Raw genomic sequence first — 20,232 nt, 5'->3', positions numbered from 1 at the left:
CATGTCCAGCAACTCCTCCTTCGGAATCCACGATCTGTCGTTCGCGACGACCGAGTACGTCCTGTCGCACGAGGCACTCGCCGCGTACAACGGCACCGAGATCGGCAAGTACCACATCGGCATCGGCCAGCGGTCGATGAGCGTGCCCGCCGCGGACGAGGACATCGTGACGCTCGGCGCCACCGCCGCGGCCCCGATCATCGCCCGGCACGGTTCCGACCGGATCCGCACGGTGGTCTTCGCGACGGAGTCCTCGATCGACCAGGCGAAGTCGGCGGGCGTGTACGTGCACTCCCTGCTCGGCCTGTCGTCGGCCTGCCGCGTCGTCGAACTGAAGCAGGCGTGCTACGGGGCCACGGCCGCCCTGCAGTTCGCCATCGGGCTCGTGCGACGCGACCCGGACCAGCAGGTCCTCGTGATCGCGAGCGACGTGTCCCGGTACGAGCTGGACAGCCCCGGCGAGGCGACCCAGGGCGCCGCCGCGGTGGCCATGCTGGTCGCCGCCGACCCCGCCCTGGTCCGCATCGAGAACCCCTCGGGACTGTTCACGGCCGACGTCATGGACTTCTGGCGGCCGAACTACCTCACCACCGCGCTGGTCGACGGGCAGGAGTCCGTCCAGGCGTACCTGCAGGCCGTCGCGAGCAGCTGGAAGGACTACGGCGAGCAGGGCGGACGCGCGCTCGAGGAGTTCGCCGCGTTCTGCTACCACCAGCCGTTCACGAAGATGGCCTACAAGGCCCACCACCACCTGCTCCACCACACGGGCCACGAGACCGACAAGGCGGCCATCGAGAAGGCCATCGGGCAGACCGTGGCCTACAACGCCACCATCGGCAACAGCTACACCGCCTCGGTGTACCTCGCCCTCGCCGCGCTGCTCGACCAGGCGGACGACCTGACCGACCAGCCCATCGGCTTCCTCAGCTACGGCTCCGGCAGCGTGGCCGAGTTCTTCGCCGGCACCGTCGCCCCGGGCTACCGGGAGCACCTGCGGACCGAGGCGAACCTGGCGGCGATAGCCCGGCGCGAGCCGGTCGACCACGCCCGCTACCGGGAGCTGCACGAGCGGTCCTTCCCGTCCGACGGCGGCGAGCACCTCACCCCGCGGCAGACCACCGGGCCCTTCCGCCTGGCCGGCCTCAGCGGTCACAAGCGCATCTACCAGACGCGCTAGACACCTCCGGTCCCGTGGGTGCGGGGGCGGCCTCCGCGGCCGCCCCCGCCCCGGCCGTACCCAGTTCTTCAGACATCGTTGTCCACACCACTTGAGGGGAGGGCAGCCGTATGACCGACGTCAGAATCCTCGGTACGGGTGCCTATGTGCCGGAGCGCGTCGTGTCCAATGACGAGGTCGCCGCGGCGGCCGGGGTCGACGACGCGTGGATCACCGCCAAGACCGGCATCCGGGAGCGGCGATGGGCCGCCGGCGACGAGGCCACCTCGGACCTGGCCGCCGCCGCGGGACGTGCCGCGCTGCGGTCGGCCGGCCTCACCGCCGAGGACCTGTCCGTGATCGTGGTCGCCACGTCCACGCCCGACCGGCCGCAGCCGCCCACCGCCGCCTACGTCCAGCAGCGGCTCGGAGCGACCGGCGCGGCCGCGTTCGACGTCAACGCGGTCTGCTCCGGCACGGTGTTCGCGCTGTCCGCGGCCGAGGGCGTCCTCGGCCGCACCGGCGGCCACGCGCTGGTCATCGGCGCCGACGTGTACTCGCGCATCCTGAACCGGGCCGACCGCAGGACCGTGATCCTCTTCGGGGACGGCGCCGGAGCCGTGGTCCTGGGCGCGTCCGGCGGTCAGGGACCCCGTGTCCGGCACGTCGCGCTGCACTCGTTCGGCGACCTGTCGGGGCTCATCGAGGTGCCCGCCGGCGGCAGTCGCATGCCCGTGGACGAGACGGTCCTCGACGAGGGGCTCCAGTACTTCACGATGGACGGGCGAGGCGTGCGGGACTTCGTCGGCGACCATCTGCCGCGGCTGGTCAAGGGGTTCCTGCACGACTGCGGTGTCACGCCCGACGACATCGCCCACTTCGTGCCGCACCAGGCCAACGGCGTCATGCTGGACAGCGTCTTCGCCGGCCTGGACCTCCCGCGCGCGACCATGCACCGCACGCTGACGCACTACGGCAACACGGGAGCCGCCTCGCTCCCGATCACCCTGGACTCGGCCGCCCGCGCCGGCGCCTTCACCCCCGGCGATCTGATCCTCATGGCGGGCTTCGGGGGCGGCATGGCGGCGGGATTCGCGCTGGTCGAGTGGTGAGAGAAGTCGGCATGTGAAATCCATAGGGTTCCGTGGAGAACCGATCTGTTGTACGGGATCGCCCGGCCGTTACTGTCAGGCTGTCCGCAGATTCACCGTGACCTCGCGTCTTTGATGACGGACGCCAAGCCGTCGGCGCGGTCGTTCTGTTCGGGGGGATTGACTGTGTCGCGTCCTACTGCAACCGAAGGTGTCGCCTGGGAGAAGGTGGCGAACTCCATCGAGTTCATACCCGCCGAGTTCTCCGTCAGGGACCAGCCGGAATCCGTGGCCCAGGAAATGCTGCGCTGCGAGCCGGAAGAGATCGACAGGCTCATCGACGCGGGGCTTCCGTTCGAGCGGCGATCCGGGGTGCGCTGTTTCGACGCCAACGATCTGTACAACCTCGGCATGTACTCGGACAGCGGTAAGACGCAGCCGGAGCTGACTTTCCGCCTGCTGTTCCGTTTCGCCCGGCGGCCGGTGGACGACCTCCTGCGCGCCAAGGAGTGGGACTTCCGGGTCTCGCTGGAATGCGTCGACTGCCCGGAGGAGGCTCCCTGGCGCCTGGAGGAGCCGGACGTCCTCCGCTTCGGCGGGAGCGTCGCCGGCGTCACGCGGCCCTCGGTGAGCCGGGGGTCGGCGGGGTTCACGGCGACGGTGACGACGACCGGCGCCCGGACCCCGGTGGTCTCACCCGTGCTGCGGCGGCTGACCGGCGAATACCTGGACGCCGGCTACCGCTGGCAGATGATTCCCGTCCCCATGCAGGCGCACCCGGATCGGGTGCACGCCATGGGCGCCACCAGCTGCATCGCGGCGAGTCTGCACCTGGCCGAGAGCTTTCGCGCGGCCGGCTACCGGGCCGAGGCGAAGCGGGGCTGGTTCTGCGGGGTGCTGGGCGGGGCCCTCGACCTGCCGCACGCGTGCGTCGAGGTCGAGGACGACGACGGCGCGGTCAAGACCGTCGACATCGCCAAGTCCCAGCTGGCCGCCCGGCTCTCGGCGGACACCGAGCAGTTCCAGGAGCTGTGCCTCGGCTCCATCTACAACAAGGTGATTCCGTCCACGGCGTCCGGGAACGCGCCCTTCGGCTATCACGACTGCGGTTCGCAGCTGCCCATCCGGGTTCACACGGATATCCAGGCAGTGCGCTAATACGGAAGCTCGCGTCACTCTGCGGGGAGATGGGGAACATTATGGTCGCGCAAGGAATAGAGCCGATCTCGCTCGACCTGGATCGGCTTGAGCACATGGCCGAATCCAGCTACTACAATCCGTACACGATTTTCGAGTGGCCCGAGAAGATCGAGCCCGACATGCCGTGGATGAGCGAGAGTCTGACCACGTTGGCGGGAACGCCGATGTGGGACGAGCTCACCCGGGAACAGCAGCTGGATCTGACCCGGTACGAAGCGATCAACTTCTTCAGCCTCAACGTCCACGGCATCCGTGAGCTGATGAGCGAAGTGGTGATGCGCATCCACGAGCGGGCCTATGCCGACGTCTCGGAGTTCCTGCACCACTTCATCGGCGAAGAGAACGAGCACATGTGGTTCTTCTCCCGATTCTGCCTGAAGTACGGCGGCAAGCTGTACCCGGCGCAGCCGACGCTGCAGGCCGACTCCGTGTCGCACCTCTCGCCGGTGGCCCGTGAGGCGATCATCTTCGCGCGCATCCTCATCTTCGAGGAGATCGTCGACTACTTCAACGCGCACATGGCGACCGACGAGGCCCTGCCGCACATCGCCCGCGAGATCAACCGCGTGCACCACCAGGACGAGAGCCGGCACGTCGCGTTCGGCCGGATGATCTTCACCGATCTGCTGGGCCAGGTGGCCAGGCGCGACCCGGCGGAGGTGCCGGCGGTCGCCGCGTACCTGGAGAGCTACCTCCAGTACAGCATCGGCACCCTCTACAACCCCGCCGCCTACCGCGACGCGGGCATCCCGGACGCCCTGGCCCTGCGCCGGCGCGCGCTGGAGCACCCCGCCCGGCTGGAGGCGCACGAGGAGATCCTGAAGCGCACCCGGAAGTTCCTGACCAAGGCGGGCGCCGGCCGGGAGCTGATCGCATGACCGCCGATCCGATGCAGGACGTCCGCGACTTCATCCTGGAGCGCAACCCGGCGGTCGGCCCGCTGACCCCCCAGATGGATCTGATCGACAGCCGGGCCATCAACTCCCTGGCCTTCGTCGACTTCATCTTCCTGCTGGAGGAGCTGACCGGCGAGCTGATCGATCCGGAAGACCTGGATCTGGACGACTTCCGCACCCTCGACGCGATCGAGGCCCGATTCTTCAAGCAGAAGGCAGCGCAATGACCACGACGACCGAGAACGGCCTGAAGGTACTCGACGGCGGTCAGCTGCGGCTGCTGCGGGCCATCGACGCGGCGTTCCTGCGCCTGGCCCGCACCTGGGAGGCGCCGGAGTTCCGGTTCCCGTTCCTGATCGGGACCAAGGACCTCGACACCTTCGACTACTTCGACAACTTCCCCCACCTGGGACTCGCGGCCACCCGGATGGACCCGAAGCGCCTCGGCGCCCTGCTGGCCGAAGCGCCCCGGCCGCTGGACCGGGTTCCGGCCGAGGTGATGGAGCCGACCGGCCTCGCGCTGCCGTCGGCCGCCTGCTACGCGATCTACCTCGATCTGGCCGGCACCGAGCTGCCCGCGGAGGGAGCGCTGCGGACCACGCTCGGAACCTGCTTCCGCAACGAGGACCACTACGACGGCCTGCAGCGGCTCCTCGGCTTCTCCATGCGGGAGATCGTCTTCATCGGTCCCGAGGACGGGGCCAAGCAGCACCTGCTCCGCGCCAAGGACGCCGTGACGACGCTGTGCGGCGAGCTCGGGCTCGACTTCAAGCTGGAGGTCGCCACCGACCCGTTCTTCGACAAGAACGGCGGCAAGGCCAAGATGCAGCGGCTCTTCCCGGTGAAGGAGGAGTTCGTCGTCGACGGGCTGGCGATCGGCTCGGTGAACTACCACCGGAACTTCTTCGGCGAGCGGTGCTCGATCCGGGCCGGCGAGGACCTGGCGCACACCAGCTGCCTCGCCTTCGGCCTGGAGCGCTGGGTGCACGTCCTGACGCAGCGGTTCGGCAGCACCGAGGCCGCCGTGTCCGCGGTGGAGCGTCTGGGCTGATGCGGAAGACGCTGGCCGCGGCGCTCGGCATCGAAGTGAGCCTCCTCCAGTCGGGCATGGGGGGCGTCGCGGGAACGGAACTGGCGTGCGCGGTGTCCGACGCCGGCGCGGCGGGCTGCCTGGGCGGCTACAAGCTCGTCGGCGAAGGGATGTCGGCCGCGCTCGCCCGGCTGACCGAGGGAACCGACCGGCCCGTCGGCGTGAACCTCATTCCGGAGGTGGTCGGGCCGGAGGAGCTGGACCGCCAGGTCGCGCAGGTGCTCGACGAGACGCCCGGGCGGGTGTACCTGTCCTTCTTCGGCATGCCGGACGACGCCGTGTTCGACCGGGTCAACGCCGCGGGACGGAAGCTCGTCGTCCAGGTCGGAACCGTGGAGGACGGCGTGCGGGCCGCCGGACACGGCTCCGTGGTGGTGGCGCAGGGTACCGAGGCGGGCGGCCACCTCCTGGGCGAGGGGGGCAGGGACGCCCTGGTCACCGCGCTGCGCGAGGAGCTGCCGGAGGCGTGCATCGTCGCCGCCGGCGGCATCGGATCACCGGACCAGGCCGCCCGGGCCCTGTCCGCCGGCGCCGACGGCGTCCTGCTCGGCACCGCCTTCGTCGTCGCGGACGAGTCACGGGCCCACTCCTACTTCAAGGGAGCGGTGGTCACCGCCGACGGGACGGACACGGTCATCTCCGACGTCTACGAGATCGGGTGGCCCGGCAGGCGTCACCGCGTGCTGGAGACGTCCGCCACCCGCGACCCGAAACAGGCCAGGAAATTCATCGGCCGGACCGAGGTCGAGGGACAGCGGTATCTGATACCGCGGTTCAGCGCCGCGGCGCCGACGGAGGCGACCAGCGGCCGGATCGAGGAAATGGCGATGTACTGCGGGCTTTCCTGCGACACCATTTCCGGCGGACGGCCGGCGGCCGACATCGTCGCCGACTTCGCTCGCATCCTGCAAAGCGTCGAAATCTTCGAATCAGGAACAGGATAGAGATTCCATGTCAATCGTCGAGAACATGTCCCGGCTGGATCTGTCCTACCGCGACGACGCGCAGCGCATTCGCACCCGGGAGGGCGTGGAGCTCTACTGCGAGTCCCGCGGTGAGGGCACCGCCATCATCCCGCTCCCCAACCTCGTCGCGACCGCGCCGATCTGGCGCGGGTTCACCGAGGAACTGGCCCAGCACCACCGCGTCCTGGTCTACGACATCGCCAACCACGGGGCCTCCTCCCGCGTCGAGAAGGAGCCGACCTGGGAGGAGCACGCGGCCGACCTGATCGCGATGCTCGACGCGCTGGAGATCGAGTCGACCTACCTGATCGGCTCGTCCACCACCACCGTCTTCGCCCGGGACATGGCCCTGTGGCACCCGGACCGCGTCAAGGGCATCGTGCTGTCGGGCCCGGTCTTCGGCCCCCAGGGCATGCGCCGCCAGAAGCAGCTGCAGCGCAACTGGCTGCGGACGCTGGAGACCAACGGTCTCGCGGCCGTGTTCGACCACCTCTACCCCGAGATGTTCAGCACGGAGATGAACGAGGCACTCGGCACCCCGGGCTTCCTCGGGCTGCGGGAGGCCTTCATGGCGGTCTCCGACCCGGAGGAGCTGGCCCAGAGCTTCCGGGCCGCCGCGCAGGACACGCACACCCCCGACCTGCCGCCGCAGATCGCCGCCCCCACGCTGGTCGTCGTGGGCGACGACGACATGCTGCTCAGCCCGACGGCCGCGCAGGAGCTGGCCGACCAGTTCCAGAACGGCACCTGCCGGATCATCCCGAAGGCCGGGCACCAGCCCTTCTTCGACGACGCCGCGGCCTTCCAGTCGGTCATCCTCGAATGGGTCAAGGACGTGGAAGCACGTGGCTGAGTCGACAGTCGAGGTCCGGCAGCGCATCCGGGAGCTGCTCGTCGACCTGTTCGGCAACGACCTCTTCGTGGACAAGGTGTCGGACTCCGTGTCCCTCCGACAGGCGGGCATGTCCTCCACCGCGCTGGTCAGCCTGCTGGTGGCGATGGAGGACGCGTTCGGCTTCGAGTGGGACGAGGACGTCCGCCCCGAGGCACTCCGCTCGATCGAGTCGCTGGCCGACCACGTCGTGTCGCTGCGTTGACCGAGGCGTACGGACCTCCGGCCGGGCCGGAGGTCCCCGCCGGCGCGACCGCGGCCGGTGTACGGGCCCGATGGCGGCCGGTGCACCGGCCGTTCGGGCCGCGCCAGCAGTTCGCCGCGGGCCGCCGGGCGGCCTCGGCCGCGCTGGCGGCGGCCGGGGCGGCCGACCTGTTCGTCCCCCGTGACCCCGGCGGACGGCCGCGCTTCCCGCCCGGGTTCGCCGGATCCATCTCCCACACCGACCACCTGGCGGTCGCGGTGGTCGCCCCCGGCGCGGCGGCGGTCGGCGTCGACATCGAGAGCGCGGTCATCAGCCCACGCGTGACCGCGTTCGTCCTGAGCGCGCGCGAGCGACGGACACTGCTGCCGCCGGCCGGGGAATACACGCCGCGCGAGTTGTTCGCGGCCAAGGAGGCCGCTTTCAAGGCGCTGTCCGGCATCGGGTCCCCGGGCGATTTCCTGTTCTGGCAGATCGAACTGCGCCCGGCCGACGGCGCTGTGCACGCCTCCTACCGCGGATTTCCCGTGACCGTGTGGATCGAATCCGACGAGGATCTGTCGCTCGCCGTGGCCGTCGCGCCCGGGTGAGTTCTCCACAACTCACGATCACGGATGCAATCGTCACTATTTCCCGACCAAACCAGATTGATAGCCTCCCATTTGGCCGACAAGGGCCTGCAGCAGGCTCGGGAAATGCGCGGCAGTGGGGGGGCTGGTACGCGTCATGACGAAGTCCAAGGAACCGAACAGGCTGTTACGGGGACTGCTGGCCGAGGCCGGCTGGACCGAGGACTTTTTCGCCCGGCAGGTCAACGCGGTGGCCGCCGAGTCCGGCGTGGTGATGCGGCTGGACCGGCGGTCGGTGACGCACTGGCTGGCCGGACGGCGCCCCCGTTCGCCCGTGCCCGAGCTGATCGCCGAGGCGATCTCGCGCCGGCTGCGCCGTCCGGTCGGCCTCGCCGACCTGGGGCTCGCCAGGCCGGTCACCGGCCCGGCCGCCCGGGAGGAGCCGCAGCCGGAACCCCGCTCCCGCGCCGCCGACGACGGTACGCCGGACGCCGATGCCCCGCCCCGGGACGTCGGTTCGGTACTGGCCGGCCTGGCGCAGTCCAGCGAGAGCCGCCGCCGGATGCTGTCCGCCACCGCCTACCGCGTCGCCGCTCTCGACGTGCCCGGATGGGCGCAGGCCACGGCCGGTCCGCCCGGGCTGCCGCCGTGGCCGGACCCGTCGTCCGCGCAGCGGCTGGAGCCGGGACAGGTGGTCACGGCCGAGCAGATGGTACGGCTCTTCTCCGACCTCGACGACTCCTTCGGCGGCGGCCACGCCCGCGCGGAACTCTCCTGCTACCTGGCCTTCGACATCGCTCCCCGGCTCCATGCCGCCGGGACTCCGGCGCTGCGGCGCAGGTTCTTCAAGGCCGCCACGCAGCTCACGTACCTGGCCGCGTTCATGTGCTTCGACGACGGGTGCCACGGCCTCGGCCAGCAGTACTACCGGGCCGCTCTGCGGCTGGCCGGCGAGAACAACGACCCGGCCGGCTACGCCGTCGCGCTGCGCGGCATGTCGGTGCAGGCGCAGAGCCTGGGGCACCGTCAGCACGCCGTCCACCTCGCCGAATCCGCGGCGGCCATCAGCAGGGGCGGCACCGGCCCCGCCCGCCAGGCGTTCTTCCTGGGCCAGGTCGCGGTGGCCGCCGCCGCCGCGGGGGACCGGCACCACGCGCTGACCGCGATCTCGGCCGCGGAACGGCGTCTGGACCAGGCGTGCTCCGGGACGGCGGCGGACGGCGGTGGCGCCATGGGCCGGTACCACCCCGCGTCGCTGGCGAACCAGGAGGCGGCCGTGCGAGCACTGCTCGGCGACCGCAAGGGAGCGATCGCCACGCTCACCGAAGCCGCCCGCCACCGGCCGCAGCGGGAGCGCCGGTCGCGCGCCCTCGGCCACGCCCGGCTCGCCGGGCTGCACCTGGACCAGGGCGAGCTCGACCAGGCCGTCACCGTCTGGCACGCCTTCCTCGACGACTCGGCCTTCCTGACGTGCGGGCGCGCCACCACCGCGATGAACGCCCTGCGATCCCGGCTTCATCCGCAGCGCACCCACCGTGCCGTCGAGCAGCTGCTGATCCGCACCGCCACCGCCTGGACTCCGGAGACGGTGGCCTCGTGAGGACCGACGACATCCCCTTCAGCCATCAGAGGTGAGTGATCATGAATCGCACGATGCGGGTGGAACGCTTCTCCGTCAGCGGGGTCCGGCCGGGAGAGCTCGTGGTGGCCACCGGAATCACGCATCCCGAGCGGGGAACGGTCGGCTCGCCCGCCGCTCCGCTGCTCGCCGCGGCGCTGGGCCGCGGCGAACCCGACGCCGGCGGACGGCGGATCCGGCTCCACCCGGTGGACGCGACGGCGGCAACCCCCGGCACCGGCGACGCGGTGCTCGTGATGGTCTCCTACCTGGAGCGGGACGGCCGGGCCGTGGGCCTGGGCGCGGCCGCGCACGCGGACGACCCCGCGGCCGTGGACCTCTGCGCGGAGCTCGTCGCCCAGTGGGCCGGGCTGCTGCGGTCGCGCCGGCTGCTCGTGGCGGCCCCCGAACCCGACTGCGCCGGTGCCCGTGCGGGTGTCGAGGCCACCCTCAGGGCGGCCCGCGAGGCGGGGCGGGACGCGCCGGTGTACGTGTACGGCCGGCCGGTCGCCGCGGTCGACCGGATCGCGCGGCTCACCGAGGCCGGTGTCGCCTTCGTGGACGATCTGGACGCCGTACCGGACGGCGGAGTGGTGGTGTTCCCGCCGCACGGCGTGCCCCTGCCGGTGCGGGCGGAGGTCGCCGCACGCGGTCTCGGGGTGGTGGACACCACCTGTCCGCTGGCCTCCCTGGCCCATCGTGACGTCGCGGCGTATGCCCACCGCGGCGACACCGTGGTGCTGATGACCGGGGCCCGCGACACCGCGGGGGAATGGATTTCGGTGTCGCAGGCCCCGGAGTCGGTGCTGACGATGCGGGACGCCGCACAGGCGTCCGATCTTCAGCGGTTCGGGGTCGATCCGGAGAGGCTTTCTCTCGTGGTCCAGACCGGGGTCTCGGTCGATGACGCGGCCGGCATGATCACCGCTCTGCGCGAGCGCTACCCCCGGGTGCGGGGCCAGCACTACGACGCGCTCTGCTACGCCGCCACCGACCGGGCGGCGGCCGTCCGTTCGGTGGCCGAGGCCGTCGACCTCATGCTGGTCCTGGGGGCCGCCGACGATCCGGACGCCGCTCATCTGGAGGCGGAAGCCGCGGCGGGCGGCCGGGCCGTCCGCCGCCTGGCGGCCGCGGGTGATCTCACGGCCGCCTGGCTGACCGGGGTGAACGCGATCGGCGTGGTCCCCGCCCGGTCGGCCCCCGGGGCGCTGATGCCCCAGGTGCTCGACGCCCTGGCGGGGCTGGGGCCGCTCGCCGTCACCCACCGGGAGGTCCGTACCGGACCCCGCCCGGGTGTCGACGGTGCGGCGCCCGGCCTTCCCGCCCTGCCGGGCGGGACCGTCGTCGACGCGTGAGATCCGGTTCATGACGTGGCGGTCGCCGACCGTTCCCCGCCGGGCTCGCCGGCCTTCGTCTCGGCCTCCGCCCCGGGCGCCTTGATGTTCGGCAGGGCCAGGGCGATCAGGGAGACGACCACCATGACGCCCGCGCAGATCAGGAAGGCGACGCTGTAGCCGTGCACGAGCGCCTCGACGGGATCGGAGTCCCCGATCGCGTCGGTGGTCGCGGTGGCGGCGATGGTGGAGAGCACGGCCACACCGACGGCTCCGCCGACCTGGCGTGAGGTGTTGAGCAGACCGGAGGCCGCGCCGGCGTCCTCGGTGTCGACACCGTTGGTGCCGGTGAGCGTGATCGCCAGGAGCAGGAAGCCCAGGCCGATGCCGACGATCAGCGTCGGCCCGAGGATGTGGGCCAGGAAGACCGGGGGACGGGCGGGCACCGCGGCCAGCCAGGCCATGCCGGCCGCGACCACGAGGCCACCCATGACGATCAGGTTCCGGGGCCCGAGGACGAGGACGAGCTTGCGGGAGACGAAGCCGCCGACGATGACGATGAGCGTCACCGGAACCATCGCCATACCGGCCCGCAGGGGGCTGTAGCCGATGGCCTGCTGCAGATACAGGGAGATGAAGAAGAAGGCCGCGTTGAGGACCACTCCCAGCATCAGCATGATCAGGTTGCCGAGCAGCAGGGTGCGCAGTCGGAGCAGCGCCCGCGGGATGAGCGGGTTCGAGCTGGTCAGCTGCACGGCCACGAAGCCCGCGAGGAGGACCGCCGCCGCGCCGAGGGCGATGAGGACGCTGGAGGACCCCCACCCGTCGGCCTCCGCCTGCGAGAGCCCGTAGGTGAGCGACCCGATGCCCAGCGTCACGCAGAGGGTGCCGGGGATGTCGAGCCGGACCGGCTTGGTGCCGATCCGGGCGGCGAGCAGGGCCCAGAGCGCCGCGGCGAACAGCGCGATGCCGACGGGGACGTTGATGAAGAGCACCCACCGCCAGTTCAGCTCGCTGGTGAGCACGCCGCCGAGGAGTACGCCGGCCGTGCCGGCGAAGGCGATGGTGATGCTCCACAGGGCCAGGGCGCGCTGCCGCTGGGTCTCGTCGGTGTGACTCGTGGTGATGAGGCTCAGGCTGGTGGGCGTGAGCGCGGCGGCGCCGATGCCCTGGATGAAGCGGGACACGATCAGCATGGTCGGGTCGGTCGCCAGGCCGCCGGTGAGGCTGGCGGCGGTGAAGACGACCATGCCGAACAGGAACACCCGCTTGTGGCTGAACAGGTCGCCCGCCCTCGCGGCCAGCAGCAACAGGCCGCCGAGAGTGACCAGATAGCCGGTGACGACCCACTGCTGCTGGCTGACCGACATGTCCAGCGCTTCACGCATCTGCGGCAGCGCGAGCGTGACGATCGTCGTGTCGAGCACCACCATGAAGAGCGCCGCGCACGAGATGGCCACCACGACGCCGAGCGGCAGATTCGGCCGCAGGACCGCGGGGGTGGGTGGTGACTCTAAGGATGCAGACATCACGCCTCCAGGTGAACGACGTTCACCGTGAACGTTGTTTACTGTGAACAGCGTTTACGTTAGCTATATGATTCGGGGGTTGTCAACGATGGAGCGACGCATGCTGCTGCGAAAGGCCGACGTGGTCGAAGGGGCCTTGAAGTTTCTCGACGCCGAAGGGCTCGACGGGCTGACCATGCGCAAGCTCGGTGCTGCGCTCAACGTGCACGGAGGCGCCCTCTACCGGCACTTCCCGAACAAGGCGGCCCTGCTGGAAGCGATGGCCAACAAGCTCACCGAGGGGGTCGGGGCCCCCTTGCCCGAGGCTCCCTGGCGCGATCAGATCTACATCCTGGGCGAGCGGTTCCGGGCGGCCATGCTGGCGCACCGGGACGGCGCGCGCCTCGTCAGCGGCACCCACGCCACCGGCGCCAACTCGATCACCGCCGGGAGCCTCGTCGTCGACGTCCTCTGCGGCGCGGGCCTGGCCCCCGCCCAGGCCGGCTCCCTGGCCTTCTCCCTCTACTACTACGTACTCGGCCACACCCTCGACGAACAGAACCAGGCCTACACGCCGGACGAGGGGTGGCAGAGCGGTGGGAACCCGCTCACGAGCAGGCTGACGCCCCAGTACGCGGAGGCCCTCGGCTCCCTCATGAACACCGACCCGGCGGAACGCTTCGCGTACGGCCTCAACACCTTCATCGAGGGCGTCGCGAGCCGGATCCCGCCGGAGTGACGCCCCCCGGACAACGAAGCGCCCCGACCGGTCGTAACCGGTCGGGGCGCTTCCCGGCAGGTCGGAGGGCTACCCCTCCCCCGCCGTCGGTAGGCCGTGTGGGACTCGAACCCACAACCAATGGATTAAAAGTCCACTGCTCTGCCAATTGAGCTAACGGCCCGTGTGCGAGCACACCGTGCAGCATAGCCCGACAGGCCCCCGGAACCGATCGGGTATCCGGCGGACGCCGCGCCGCGCCCCCGGGAGGGGGCGCGGCGACGGGGGGTCAGAAGAGGGCGCGGAAGGTGTTCCAGCCCGAGCCGACGAGGTCGCGGTAGCCGAAGCGGTCGCCGGTGCGGCCGCGGCCGTAGGAGTAGTAGGCGTACAGACGGCCGGAGGTGTCGCGGGCGACGACGTCGCTGTCGCCGTCGCCGTCGAGGTCGCCGGCGCCCTGGACGGCGGAGTAGACCTGCCAGCCGCCGCCGACCTTCGCGCGCGGGGTGACGCCGCCGGTCGAGGTGCCGAAGTAGGACCAGAGCACGCCGGCGCCGTCGACCGCGAGGAGGTCGCCGCGGCCGTCGCCGTCGAGGTCGCCCGCGCCGGTGATCTTCTTGTACAGCTTCCAGTTCGTGCCGATCCGGACCCGGGTCTTCAGGCGGTGGTCGGCGGTGCCGGCGTAGAAGTACATGTCACCGGTGCCGGCCTGACGGGCGATGAGGTCGGCGTGTCCGTCGCCGTTCACGTCGCCGGGCGAGGTCAGCACGTCGTACTGGCTCCAGCCGGAGCCGATCGCGGTGTACGGCGCCGAGGCCGTGACGACCTTGCCGCAGCCCGGGCGGTAGGCCCGCAGCTCGCCGCCGACGCGGCCGAGCACGTCGGCGCAGCCGTCCGCGTTCACGTCCCCGAAGGGCACGAGGAGCGTGCCGGCCGGGAAGGCGCCGCCCGAACCGGGAGTGCGGGCGCCGAACTTCCCGTATCCGTTGCCCCGGTAGAGGGAGACCGCGCCGGCCGCGTCCACGGCGAGCAGGTCGCCCAGGGCGTCGTTCCCGGCGAGGTCGCGGAACGCGGGCCGGCTGCCGGAGACCGGGAACCGCCCGCCGGCCACCAGGTCGCGGCCCTTGCCGTCGGCGGTGGTGGCGCGCAGCTCCCAGACGTACGGCCCGTTGGGCACGGGCAGACCCGCCGCGTCCCGGCCGTCCCAGGTGACGTCGATCCGGCCGCGCGTCTCGTTCGCCCGGACCGTGCGCACGGCCTTCCAGCTGTACGCCTCCCGGATGTTCACCTCGTACGACGCGGCCGGCTTGGACAGCGTCCAGGACCCCTTCCAGGTCCCGGGCAGCCGCAGGCTCGCCGGAACGGAGGAGGAGGCGGCGGTCAGGTCGGAGGCGGGGATGTCCGTCCACACCGCGTGCACCCGCTGGTCGGCACCCCGGTAGGCCACGGCACCGCCGAAGCGGTCGACGGTCCAGGTGGTGCGGCGAGTGCCGAAGACGGGCTCGGCTTGCGTCAGCACGTAGCGGGTGCCGAGCTTCCCAGTGTGGAAGGGGGTGACCCGAAGGTACGAGCTGTCCTGGTCCACGAAGTAGCCGTCGCCGAGGAGGCCGCCCCGGTGCGAGTCCGCGGGCAGGGCGATGCGGACGGGCGCGGCCGGGTTCTTCAGGTCGAGGACGCCCTGCTTGGTGTAGCCGGCGCACGCCCAGTAGAGCCAGCGGCCGGCCGTCTGGAGTTCGGTCAGCGCGCAGCCGGACTCGGTCGTGAGCGTGCCGAGGGTCTTGCCGGTGACGAGGTCCTTGCGGGCCACCTGGCCGGTCGTGCTCGTGCCGGTGAAGAGGGTGTCGCCCCAGAGCGCGGCGGCGACCTGCTTCTGCCGGGAGACGATCTTCTGCGCGTCCATATCCAGGACGAGAGTCTCGCCGTCCGTGACAGGTTCGCCGTTGACGTGAATGCCAGTCCGGAAGACCGTCCATCGGCCAAACGTGTCGGCGATCTCCCCGTCCGGGCCTACCGTCACCCGGGTGGTCTGCCCAGTGGTGCGCCGGGAGACGACCACGTGGGTTGGGCCCGTGATCCGAGGGGCGGCGACCGTACGCCCGTCGCCGCCGTCGAAGACGGGCGTGTCGAGCCACTGCGCGCCCGCCTCCGAGCCAGACCACACAGGCGCGGACTGGCCAGTGTGGAGCGGGCCGACAGACAGCGAACGGGTCTGGAAGCCAGGCGGCTTCGAGCCGTCCCGCTCCAGCGTGGTGAGCCTGCCCATACCCAGCGCGAGGGCCTCTACCTCGGTCGACATGGGCGGCACCGTGCGCAGCTTCTCCAGGACCGGGGCGCTGCCCCCCTTGCCCTGGACGGCCTTGAGGACGGCCCAGTCGGTGGCGGACGTGCCGCCGGTGACGGCCGCCATGCCGGAGCCGTCGCCGAACTGGGTGATCCGCTCCTCGGCGCTCAAGAGCAACGTCTGCTGCTCTCCAGTGGTACTGACAGCGACCAGGCGACGGGTGAGGTCCTCGTCGATGGTGCCGGGCTCGTCCGTGGTGAGGAGCCAATCGCCGACGAGCCCGATCCGGGTGGCGTTCAGTCCCGCGGGAAGCGGGTAGCTGGTCTCCTGGCCGGTGAGGTCGGCACGCTGCCGGATGTGGACGGTCCGGTCGGGGTCGACCCAGGCGATCCGCTCGGCGGTGACGGCGACGCCCGCGACGAGCACGCCGTCCGCGGCAGTGGGCTCCTGCAGGACCTGCATCCGCCCGGTCGTCAGATCGACGAGCCCGAGGTGGTCCCCCTCAACGCCCGTCTCCCTCAGGCCGAACCTCAGCACGGCCACCCCCTGGGTCCCGGCGACCAGCCGCGCCATGTGGAGGTCCGCCCCGGCCGGCCAGCCGGTCACGGGAACGGAGGGCCCGTTGGGGGCTGCCGCGCTCCGGAGGAAGTACCCGGTGGTGGTACCGCCCGAGGTGCCGGGCTCGTACTGCTGGAAGAGCAGCCGATCGCCGACGAGCCCGCGATACGAGGTGTCCTTGGGGACGCTCAGGACCGTCTCCGAGCCAGTCTCCAGGTCGAGGAGGGCGGAGCTGCCGAAGTCCCGATCCACCCAGAGGTACCGTCCTCCGGTGCCGAACTCGGCAAAGAATTCGTGCGCGCCGCCACGCCCCAGGGACCGGCTCGTTCCGGTCGCGAAGTCCGTCCACTCCACCGGCTCGCTCGCCGACAGGTCGTCGGCCTCCGCCCGGTGCGCGTACCCGCCCGCGCCGACGGCGACGACCGTCTCCGCGCGGGGCGCGGTGCGCCAGGTGGGGTCGACGTCGAGCTGGTCGATGCCGACCACGGGCGCGCCGGGCGCGGCGACCGCGCCGGGCGCGAGCCCCCCGCCGGTGGCGGCCAGGACGGCGGCGAGCAGGACGGCGCGCGTGCGGTTCCGCCGCGCGGGTGCGGTACGTGACAAGAGGGCCCCTCCCCGGGGGGTGATCCAGAGGTGTGACGGGTGGTCGGACGCGCATGCGCCCCACGTCTCCCTGTACGAGACGGGCCCGCCCCCGTGATGGTTGTACGGGAACGGGCCGGTCTTTTCACACGTCGGTCGAGGTCCTCACGACAGCGTCTTGTACATCTGCCAGCCGCCGCCGATCCGCACCCGCCCCGCGAACAGTCCGGTGCCGGTCCCGGCGTACCGCCACAGCACGCCGGCGGTGTCGCGGGCGACCAGGTCCGCCCTGCCGTCACCGGTGATGTCGCCGACGCCGACGAGCGAGTTGTACGTCCCCCAGCCGGCGCCGATCCGCACCCGGGTGCCGAAGGTGCCCTTGCCGGTGCCGCGGTACCGCCAGAGGACGCCGGCGGTGTCCCGGGCGAGCAGGTCGCCGTGCTTGTCGCCGTCGAGGTCGCCGGCGCCGACGATCCGGTCGTACGTCTGCCAGCCCGCACCGATCCGCGTGCGTGTCGTGAAGGCGCCGGTGCCGTTGTCGGCGTAGAGCCACAGCTCACCGGCGGGGGTGCGGGCGAGCAGGTCGGTGCGGCTGTCGCCGGTGAGGTCGCCGGGGGCGGTCAGCGCGTTGTAGATCTGCCAGCCGCCGCCGATCGACCGGCGCGGGCCGCCCGGCGCGAACGCCGTCTTGCCGCACGAGCCGTCGTGCCGGGTCAGCGTCCCGGCGGAGTCGCGGACGAGCAGGTCGGCGCAGCCGTCGCCGGAGAGGTCCCCGAACGGCACGACGACCGAGGAGGCGGGCCAGCCGGAGGCGGAGGCGCCCGTGCCGAGCCCGCCGGTACCGGTGCCGGTGCGCACGGTCAGCTGGCCACCTGAGGTGAGGCCGAGCAGGTCGCCCTTCCCGTCGCCGCTGACGTCCCGCCAGGCGGGCTTCGCCGCAGGGGCGCCGCCGGTCACGGTGAGGGAACCGGTCAGGGAGAGGTCGGCGCCGATGCCGTCCGCGGGCCGGGCGGTGAGGGTCCAGGTGTACGCGCCGTTCCGCGCGGCCTGGCCGGAGCCGTTCTTTCCGGTCCAGCCGGCGTCGATCCGGCCGCGGGCCTCGGCGCCCGAGACGGTGTGGACGATCGTCCCGGTCGCGCTCTCCCTCACGGTGACCTTCCAGGCGCCTGTGGGCTTGGAGGTCCACCAGCGGCCGGACCAGCCGGTCCCGGAGGTGGCCAGGTTCAGCGCGGATCCGGTGACGGCGGAGTCGATGGCGGTGACGGGCGGCGCGGCGACACCGGTGTTGACGATGCGGACCTGCTGGTCGGGGCCGGCGTAGGCGACGTGACCGCCGAAGCGGTCGACGGTCCAGTCGAGGCCCGCCCGCGGCTCCGGGGCGAGGGCGGCGGCGCCCGCCAGGGTCCGCTGCGGCACGTCGGCGGCGGAGCCGGAGGCAGGGAGCCCGGCGTGCAGGTCGTAGAGGCGCAGGCCCGCCGCGGCGTCCTGCCGGACGAGATAGCCGTCGCCGAGCATCGTGTTGCGGAAGTCGAGGCCGGGGACGTCCATGGTCCGCCCGGTCTGCCGGTCGTAGACGCCGGAGCCCCGCCCGGGACCCCAGTTGTCCTCGTCGCAGGACCAGTACACCCAGCGGCCGGCGGCCTGGAGCTGGACCGGCGCGCACCCGTTGCGCGTGGTGAAGGACGGCCCCGCGGCGCCGGTCGCCAGCGACTTCGAGGTGATCTTCGGACTGTCCTTGGTGGCGCTCCACAGGGTGGAACCCCACAGGGCGGCGGTGAGGTCGGTGCGCCGTTCGCGGATGACGCCCCCGTCCGGCTTCCGGAACTCGACGACGTACGGCTCGTCGCGTGACACGCCGCTGGTGACCAGCCCGAACCGGCCGGAGAGATCCGTCAGCTCGGGGCTGCTCATGCCGGTGGTGACCCGCGGTCCCCAGCCGGTCGTCCCGTTCTCCTGGATCATCGTGGCGTCGTTGTAGACGGCGTCCCGGCGCCCGTGGAAGCCGTCACCGCTCGCCCGCATCTCGATACACCGCGCCGGGGAGTCCGTGGCGCAGGACGCACGGCCGCCGCGCAGCAGCCCGTCCACCGTCGAGCGGACCGGCTGCGGCTGCCCAGCCGCGGTCAGCCAGGTGGAGCGGTAGACGCCGTAGTAGTCGCCGGGCTGGAAGTAGGTGCTGTTCTCGGCGCGGGTGAGGATGCCGCTGCCGAGGGAGAGGCCGTAGATCCGGGCGGGCATGGGCTCGACGGTGGCGAGGCGGCGTGCCTCCACACCACCGTCGGTGGCCGCCACGAGCCGGTGCACGGCCCAGTCGATGTCGCCCTGCGGCTCGGCGGTCTTCGCTCCGGCGATCAGCGCGGTCCCGTCGGGAGCCAGCACGACCTGCTCGTCGGCCAGTTGCAGCACGGGGCGCATCAGGCCGCCCTCTTCGTCCCCGGGGAGGATCCAGAGGCCCGAGCCGCGGTACTCGTTGTTCCCGGAGTTCTGTCGCTGGACGGCGACGACGGTCGTGCCGACGGCGGCGAAGGTGGCGTCGTAGGAGACGGAGCCGGCCTCCACCGTACGGAGCGGGGTCCCGGGCGCGGCGCGGTCCAGGACGTCGATCTTGCCCCGGCCGGTACGCAGTCGCAGGATCGTTTTGGCGGCGAGCCGGAAGCCGCTCACCTCGTACGCGTCGCCCTCGGTCTCCGGGAGCGGCGAGGCCACCCCGTCCGCCAGGTCGACGAGCGCCCAGCTCCCCCACCCCTCGGCGGAGTCGTTGTAGCGGAGCACGAGCGAGGTCGCGTCGCCGTCCTCCACGCCGGTGGGCACGGCCCCCTCGGGAAGACCGGTGACCGGTGTGTCCGTCACCTTGCCGGCCTCGGACCGCAGCAGGTGGTAGCCGGTGGGGGCACTCGCCTCGCCGGTCCGGGTCAGCACGGTGTCGCCGAAGGTGCCCACGTACGTCTGGCCTTCGGGAATCACGAGGTCCGCGAAGACCGCCCCCGCGCCCTTCTGGAGGGTCACGTGCGGGGCCGGGGTGGCGGCGTAGACGGCGACCGTGTCGGAGCCCTGGCCCCAGTGGCCGCCGCCTCCGATGGGCAGCCCCTGGTACGTGTCCCAGTAGCCGTTCTCGTAGTCGTAGCGGGGTGCCTCGGGCAGCGCGACGGCGAGCGGCGTCGCCTTGCCGGTGGCGTAGTCGATCCACTGGAGGCGGGTGTCGCCCTCCTGCGCCAGCAGGTAGCCGGTCTCGCCGGCGTTGAGGATCGAGGTGGCGCGCGGCGAGAACCGCGGCGAGGCAGGCAGCACGGTCGTCTGCGGCGCCGTGTCGGCGACCGCGGGCGGCGCGGCGAGCCCGGCGGACGTCGTCGCCGTGACGGTCGCGAGCGCCAGGACGAGCGCGGCGCGGAAACGGGTACGCCGCGTGGGTGTGGAACGAGACAAAAGGGCCCCTCCCCGGGGGTGTTCCATCGGGACGGGGGCATCGCACGCGCGTGCGACGCGTGTGCCCCCCTGTACGAGACCCCCGTGACGGCCCGACGGTTGTACGCCGGACGCGGATACGACGAAACCCCCGTGACAGCGGATGTCACGGG

At 71.8% G+C, this 20,232-nt stretch carries 16 protein-coding genes and 1 tRNA gene; 13 read left to right on the top strand and 4 right to left on the bottom strand.

Going from position 1 to position 20,232, the window contains the following annotated elements; translation table 11 throughout:
• The first annotated feature begins 1 nt into the window (after position 1).
• From ABFY03_RS19915 to ABFY03_RS19860, 12 genes are all read left to right on the top strand, one after another.
• Positions 2–1,177, top strand: coding sequence for a hydroxymethylglutaryl-CoA synthase (locus ABFY03_RS19915; protein WP_319011697.1), 1,176 nt, complete (start codon positions 2–4; stop codon positions 1,175–1,177).
• Positions 1,178–1,287: 110 nt separating this feature from the next.
• Positions 1,288–2,268: a 3-oxoacyl-ACP synthase III family protein gene (locus tag ABFY03_RS19910; protein ID WP_346170497.1), complete on the top strand. Its 981-nt coding sequence runs from the start codon at positions 1,288–1,290 to the stop codon at positions 2,266–2,268.
• Between the two features lie 114 nt (positions 2,269–2,382).
• Positions 2,383–3,405: a hypothetical protein gene (locus tag ABFY03_RS19905; protein WP_346170496.1), complete on the top strand. Its 1,023-nt coding sequence runs from the start codon at positions 2,383–2,385 to the stop codon at positions 3,403–3,405.
• A 95-nt stretch (positions 3,406–3,500) separates the two neighbouring features.
• Entirely contained in the window at positions 3,501–4,325 is an 825-nt protein-coding gene (locus tag ABFY03_RS19900) for a diiron oxygenase (protein ID WP_319011694.1), read from the top strand.
• The gene (locus ABFY03_RS19895; protein ID WP_319011693.1) at positions 4,322–4,570 is read left to right on the top strand and encodes an acyl carrier protein; all 249 of its coding nucleotides are present in this window, start codon (positions 4,322–4,324) and stop codon (positions 4,568–4,570) included. The genes ABFY03_RS19900 and ABFY03_RS19895 overlap by 4 nt, the downstream gene beginning before the upstream one ends.
• Positions 4,567–5,394 (top strand): class-II aminoacyl-tRNA synthetase family protein, encoded by an 828-nt coding sequence (locus ABFY03_RS19890; RefSeq protein WP_319011692.1) that lies wholly within the window; start codon positions 4,567–4,569, stop codon positions 5,392–5,394. The genes ABFY03_RS19895 and ABFY03_RS19890 overlap by 4 nt, the downstream gene beginning before the upstream one ends.
• On the top strand, positions 5,394–6,377 hold the full coding sequence (locus ABFY03_RS19885; protein WP_346170495.1) for an NAD(P)H-dependent flavin oxidoreductase: 984 nt from the start codon (positions 5,394–5,396) through the stop codon (positions 6,375–6,377). Before ABFY03_RS19890 ends, ABFY03_RS19885 begins: the two co-directional genes overlap by 1 nt.
• 7 nt (positions 6,378–6,384) lie before the next feature.
• On the top strand, positions 6,385–7,251 hold the full coding sequence (locus tag ABFY03_RS19880; RefSeq protein ID WP_319011690.1) for an alpha/beta fold hydrolase: 867 nt from the start codon (positions 6,385–6,387) through the stop codon (positions 7,249–7,251).
• The gene (locus tag ABFY03_RS19875) at positions 7,244–7,495 is read left to right on the top strand and encodes a phosphopantetheine-binding protein (protein WP_031011491.1); all 252 of its coding nucleotides are present in this window, start codon (positions 7,244–7,246) and stop codon (positions 7,493–7,495) included. Before ABFY03_RS19880 ends, ABFY03_RS19875 begins: the two co-directional genes overlap by 8 nt.
• Before the next feature lie 80 nt (positions 7,496–7,575).
• Positions 7,576–8,082 carry a 4'-phosphopantetheinyl transferase superfamily protein gene (locus tag ABFY03_RS19870; protein WP_319011689.1) on the top strand — a complete coding sequence of 169 codons (507 nt, stop codon included), beginning with the start codon at positions 7,576–7,578 and terminating at the stop codon, positions 8,080–8,082.
• 136 nt (positions 8,083–8,218) lie between these two features.
• Positions 8,219–9,661, top strand: coding sequence for an NsdA family TPR-like regulatory protein (locus ABFY03_RS19865; RefSeq protein WP_346170494.1), 1,443 nt, complete (start codon positions 8,219–8,221; stop codon positions 9,659–9,661).
• Positions 9,662–9,702: 41 nt separating this feature from the next.
• Positions 9,703–11,034, top strand: coding sequence for a hypothetical protein (locus ABFY03_RS19860; RefSeq protein ID WP_346170493.1), 1,332 nt, complete (start codon positions 9,703–9,705; stop codon positions 11,032–11,034).
• A gap of 8 nt (positions 11,035–11,042) precedes the next feature.
• Here ABFY03_RS19860 and ABFY03_RS19855 read toward each other — a convergent pair whose 3' ends face one another.
• Positions 11,043–12,542 carry an MFS transporter gene (locus ABFY03_RS19855; RefSeq protein WP_319011686.1) on the bottom strand — a complete coding sequence of 500 codons (1,500 nt, stop codon included), beginning with the start codon at positions 12,540–12,542 and terminating at the stop codon, positions 11,043–11,045.
• 100 nt (positions 12,543–12,642) lie between these two features.
• Here ABFY03_RS19855 and ABFY03_RS19850 point away from each other — a divergent pair, with 100 nt between their 5' ends.
• Positions 12,643–13,260, top strand: coding sequence for a TetR/AcrR family transcriptional regulator C-terminal domain-containing protein (locus tag ABFY03_RS19850; protein ID WP_346170492.1), 618 nt, complete (start codon positions 12,643–12,645; stop codon positions 13,258–13,260).
• A gap of 90 nt (positions 13,261–13,350) precedes the next feature.
• Here the strand turns inward: ABFY03_RS19850 and ABFY03_RS19845 are convergent.
• The 3 genes from ABFY03_RS19845 to ABFY03_RS19835 all read right to left on the bottom strand — a co-directional run bounded on the left by ABFY03_RS19845 (position 13,351) and on the right by ABFY03_RS19835 (position 20,080).
• Positions 13,351–13,423 (bottom strand) — tRNA-Lys (locus ABFY03_RS19845).
• Positions 13,424–13,528: 105 nt separating this feature from the next.
• Positions 13,529–16,678: an FG-GAP-like repeat-containing protein gene (locus ABFY03_RS19840; protein ID WP_346170491.1), complete on the bottom strand. Its 3,150-nt coding sequence runs from the start codon at positions 16,676–16,678 to the stop codon at positions 13,529–13,531.
• 144 nt (positions 16,679–16,822) lie between these two features.
• Entirely contained in the window at positions 16,823–20,080 is a 3,258-nt protein-coding gene (locus tag ABFY03_RS19835; RefSeq protein ID WP_346170490.1) for an FG-GAP-like repeat-containing protein, read from the bottom strand.
• Positions 20,081–20,232 lie beyond the last annotated feature (152 nt).

Source organism: Streptomyces roseofulvus, assembly GCF_039534915.1.
Classification (GTDB): Bacteria; Actinomycetota; Actinomycetes; order Streptomycetales; family Streptomycetaceae; genus Streptomyces; species Streptomyces roseofulvus.
This window is presented reverse-complemented; position numbering and strand designations above follow the sequence as displayed.

What these genes read in the sequence shown, in the direction of transcription:
- ABFY03_RS19915 (WP_319011697.1), top strand. Translation starts at nt 2, where the DNA reads ATGTCCAGCAACTCCTCCTTCGGAATCCACGATCTGTCGTTCGCGACG.
- ABFY03_RS19910 (WP_346170497.1), top strand. Translation starts at nt 1,288, where the DNA reads ATGACCGACGTCAGAATCCTCGGTACGGGTGCCTATGTGCCGGAGCGC.
- ABFY03_RS19905 (WP_346170496.1), top strand. Translation starts at nt 2,383, where the DNA reads ATGACGGACGCCAAGCCGTCGGCGCGGTCGTTCTGTTCGGGGGGATTG.
- ABFY03_RS19900 (WP_319011694.1), top strand. Translation starts at nt 3,501, where the DNA reads ATGGCCGAATCCAGCTACTACAATCCGTACACGATTTTCGAGTGGCCC.
- ABFY03_RS19895 (WP_319011693.1), top strand. Translation starts at nt 4,322, where the DNA reads ATGACCGCCGATCCGATGCAGGACGTCCGCGACTTCATCCTGGAGCGC.
- ABFY03_RS19890 (WP_319011692.1), top strand. Translation starts at nt 4,567, where the DNA reads ATGACCACGACGACCGAGAACGGCCTGAAGGTACTCGACGGCGGTCAG.
- ABFY03_RS19885 (WP_346170495.1), top strand. Translation starts at nt 5,394, where the DNA reads ATGCGGAAGACGCTGGCCGCGGCGCTCGGCATCGAAGTGAGCCTCCTC.
- ABFY03_RS19880 (WP_319011690.1), top strand. Translation starts at nt 6,385, where the DNA reads ATGTCAATCGTCGAGAACATGTCCCGGCTGGATCTGTCCTACCGCGAC.
- ABFY03_RS19865 (WP_346170494.1), top strand. Translation starts at nt 8,219, where the DNA reads ATGACGAAGTCCAAGGAACCGAACAGGCTGTTACGGGGACTGCTGGCC.
- ABFY03_RS19860 (WP_346170493.1), top strand. Translation starts at nt 9,703, where the DNA reads ATGAATCGCACGATGCGGGTGGAACGCTTCTCCGTCAGCGGGGTCCGG.
- ABFY03_RS19855 (WP_319011686.1), bottom strand. Translation starts at nt 12,542, where the DNA reads ATGTCTGCATCCTTAGAGTCACCACCCACCCCCGCGGTCCTGCGGCCG.
- ABFY03_RS19850 (WP_346170492.1), top strand. Translation starts at nt 12,643, where the DNA reads ATGCTGCTGCGAAAGGCCGACGTGGTCGAAGGGGCCTTGAAGTTTCTC.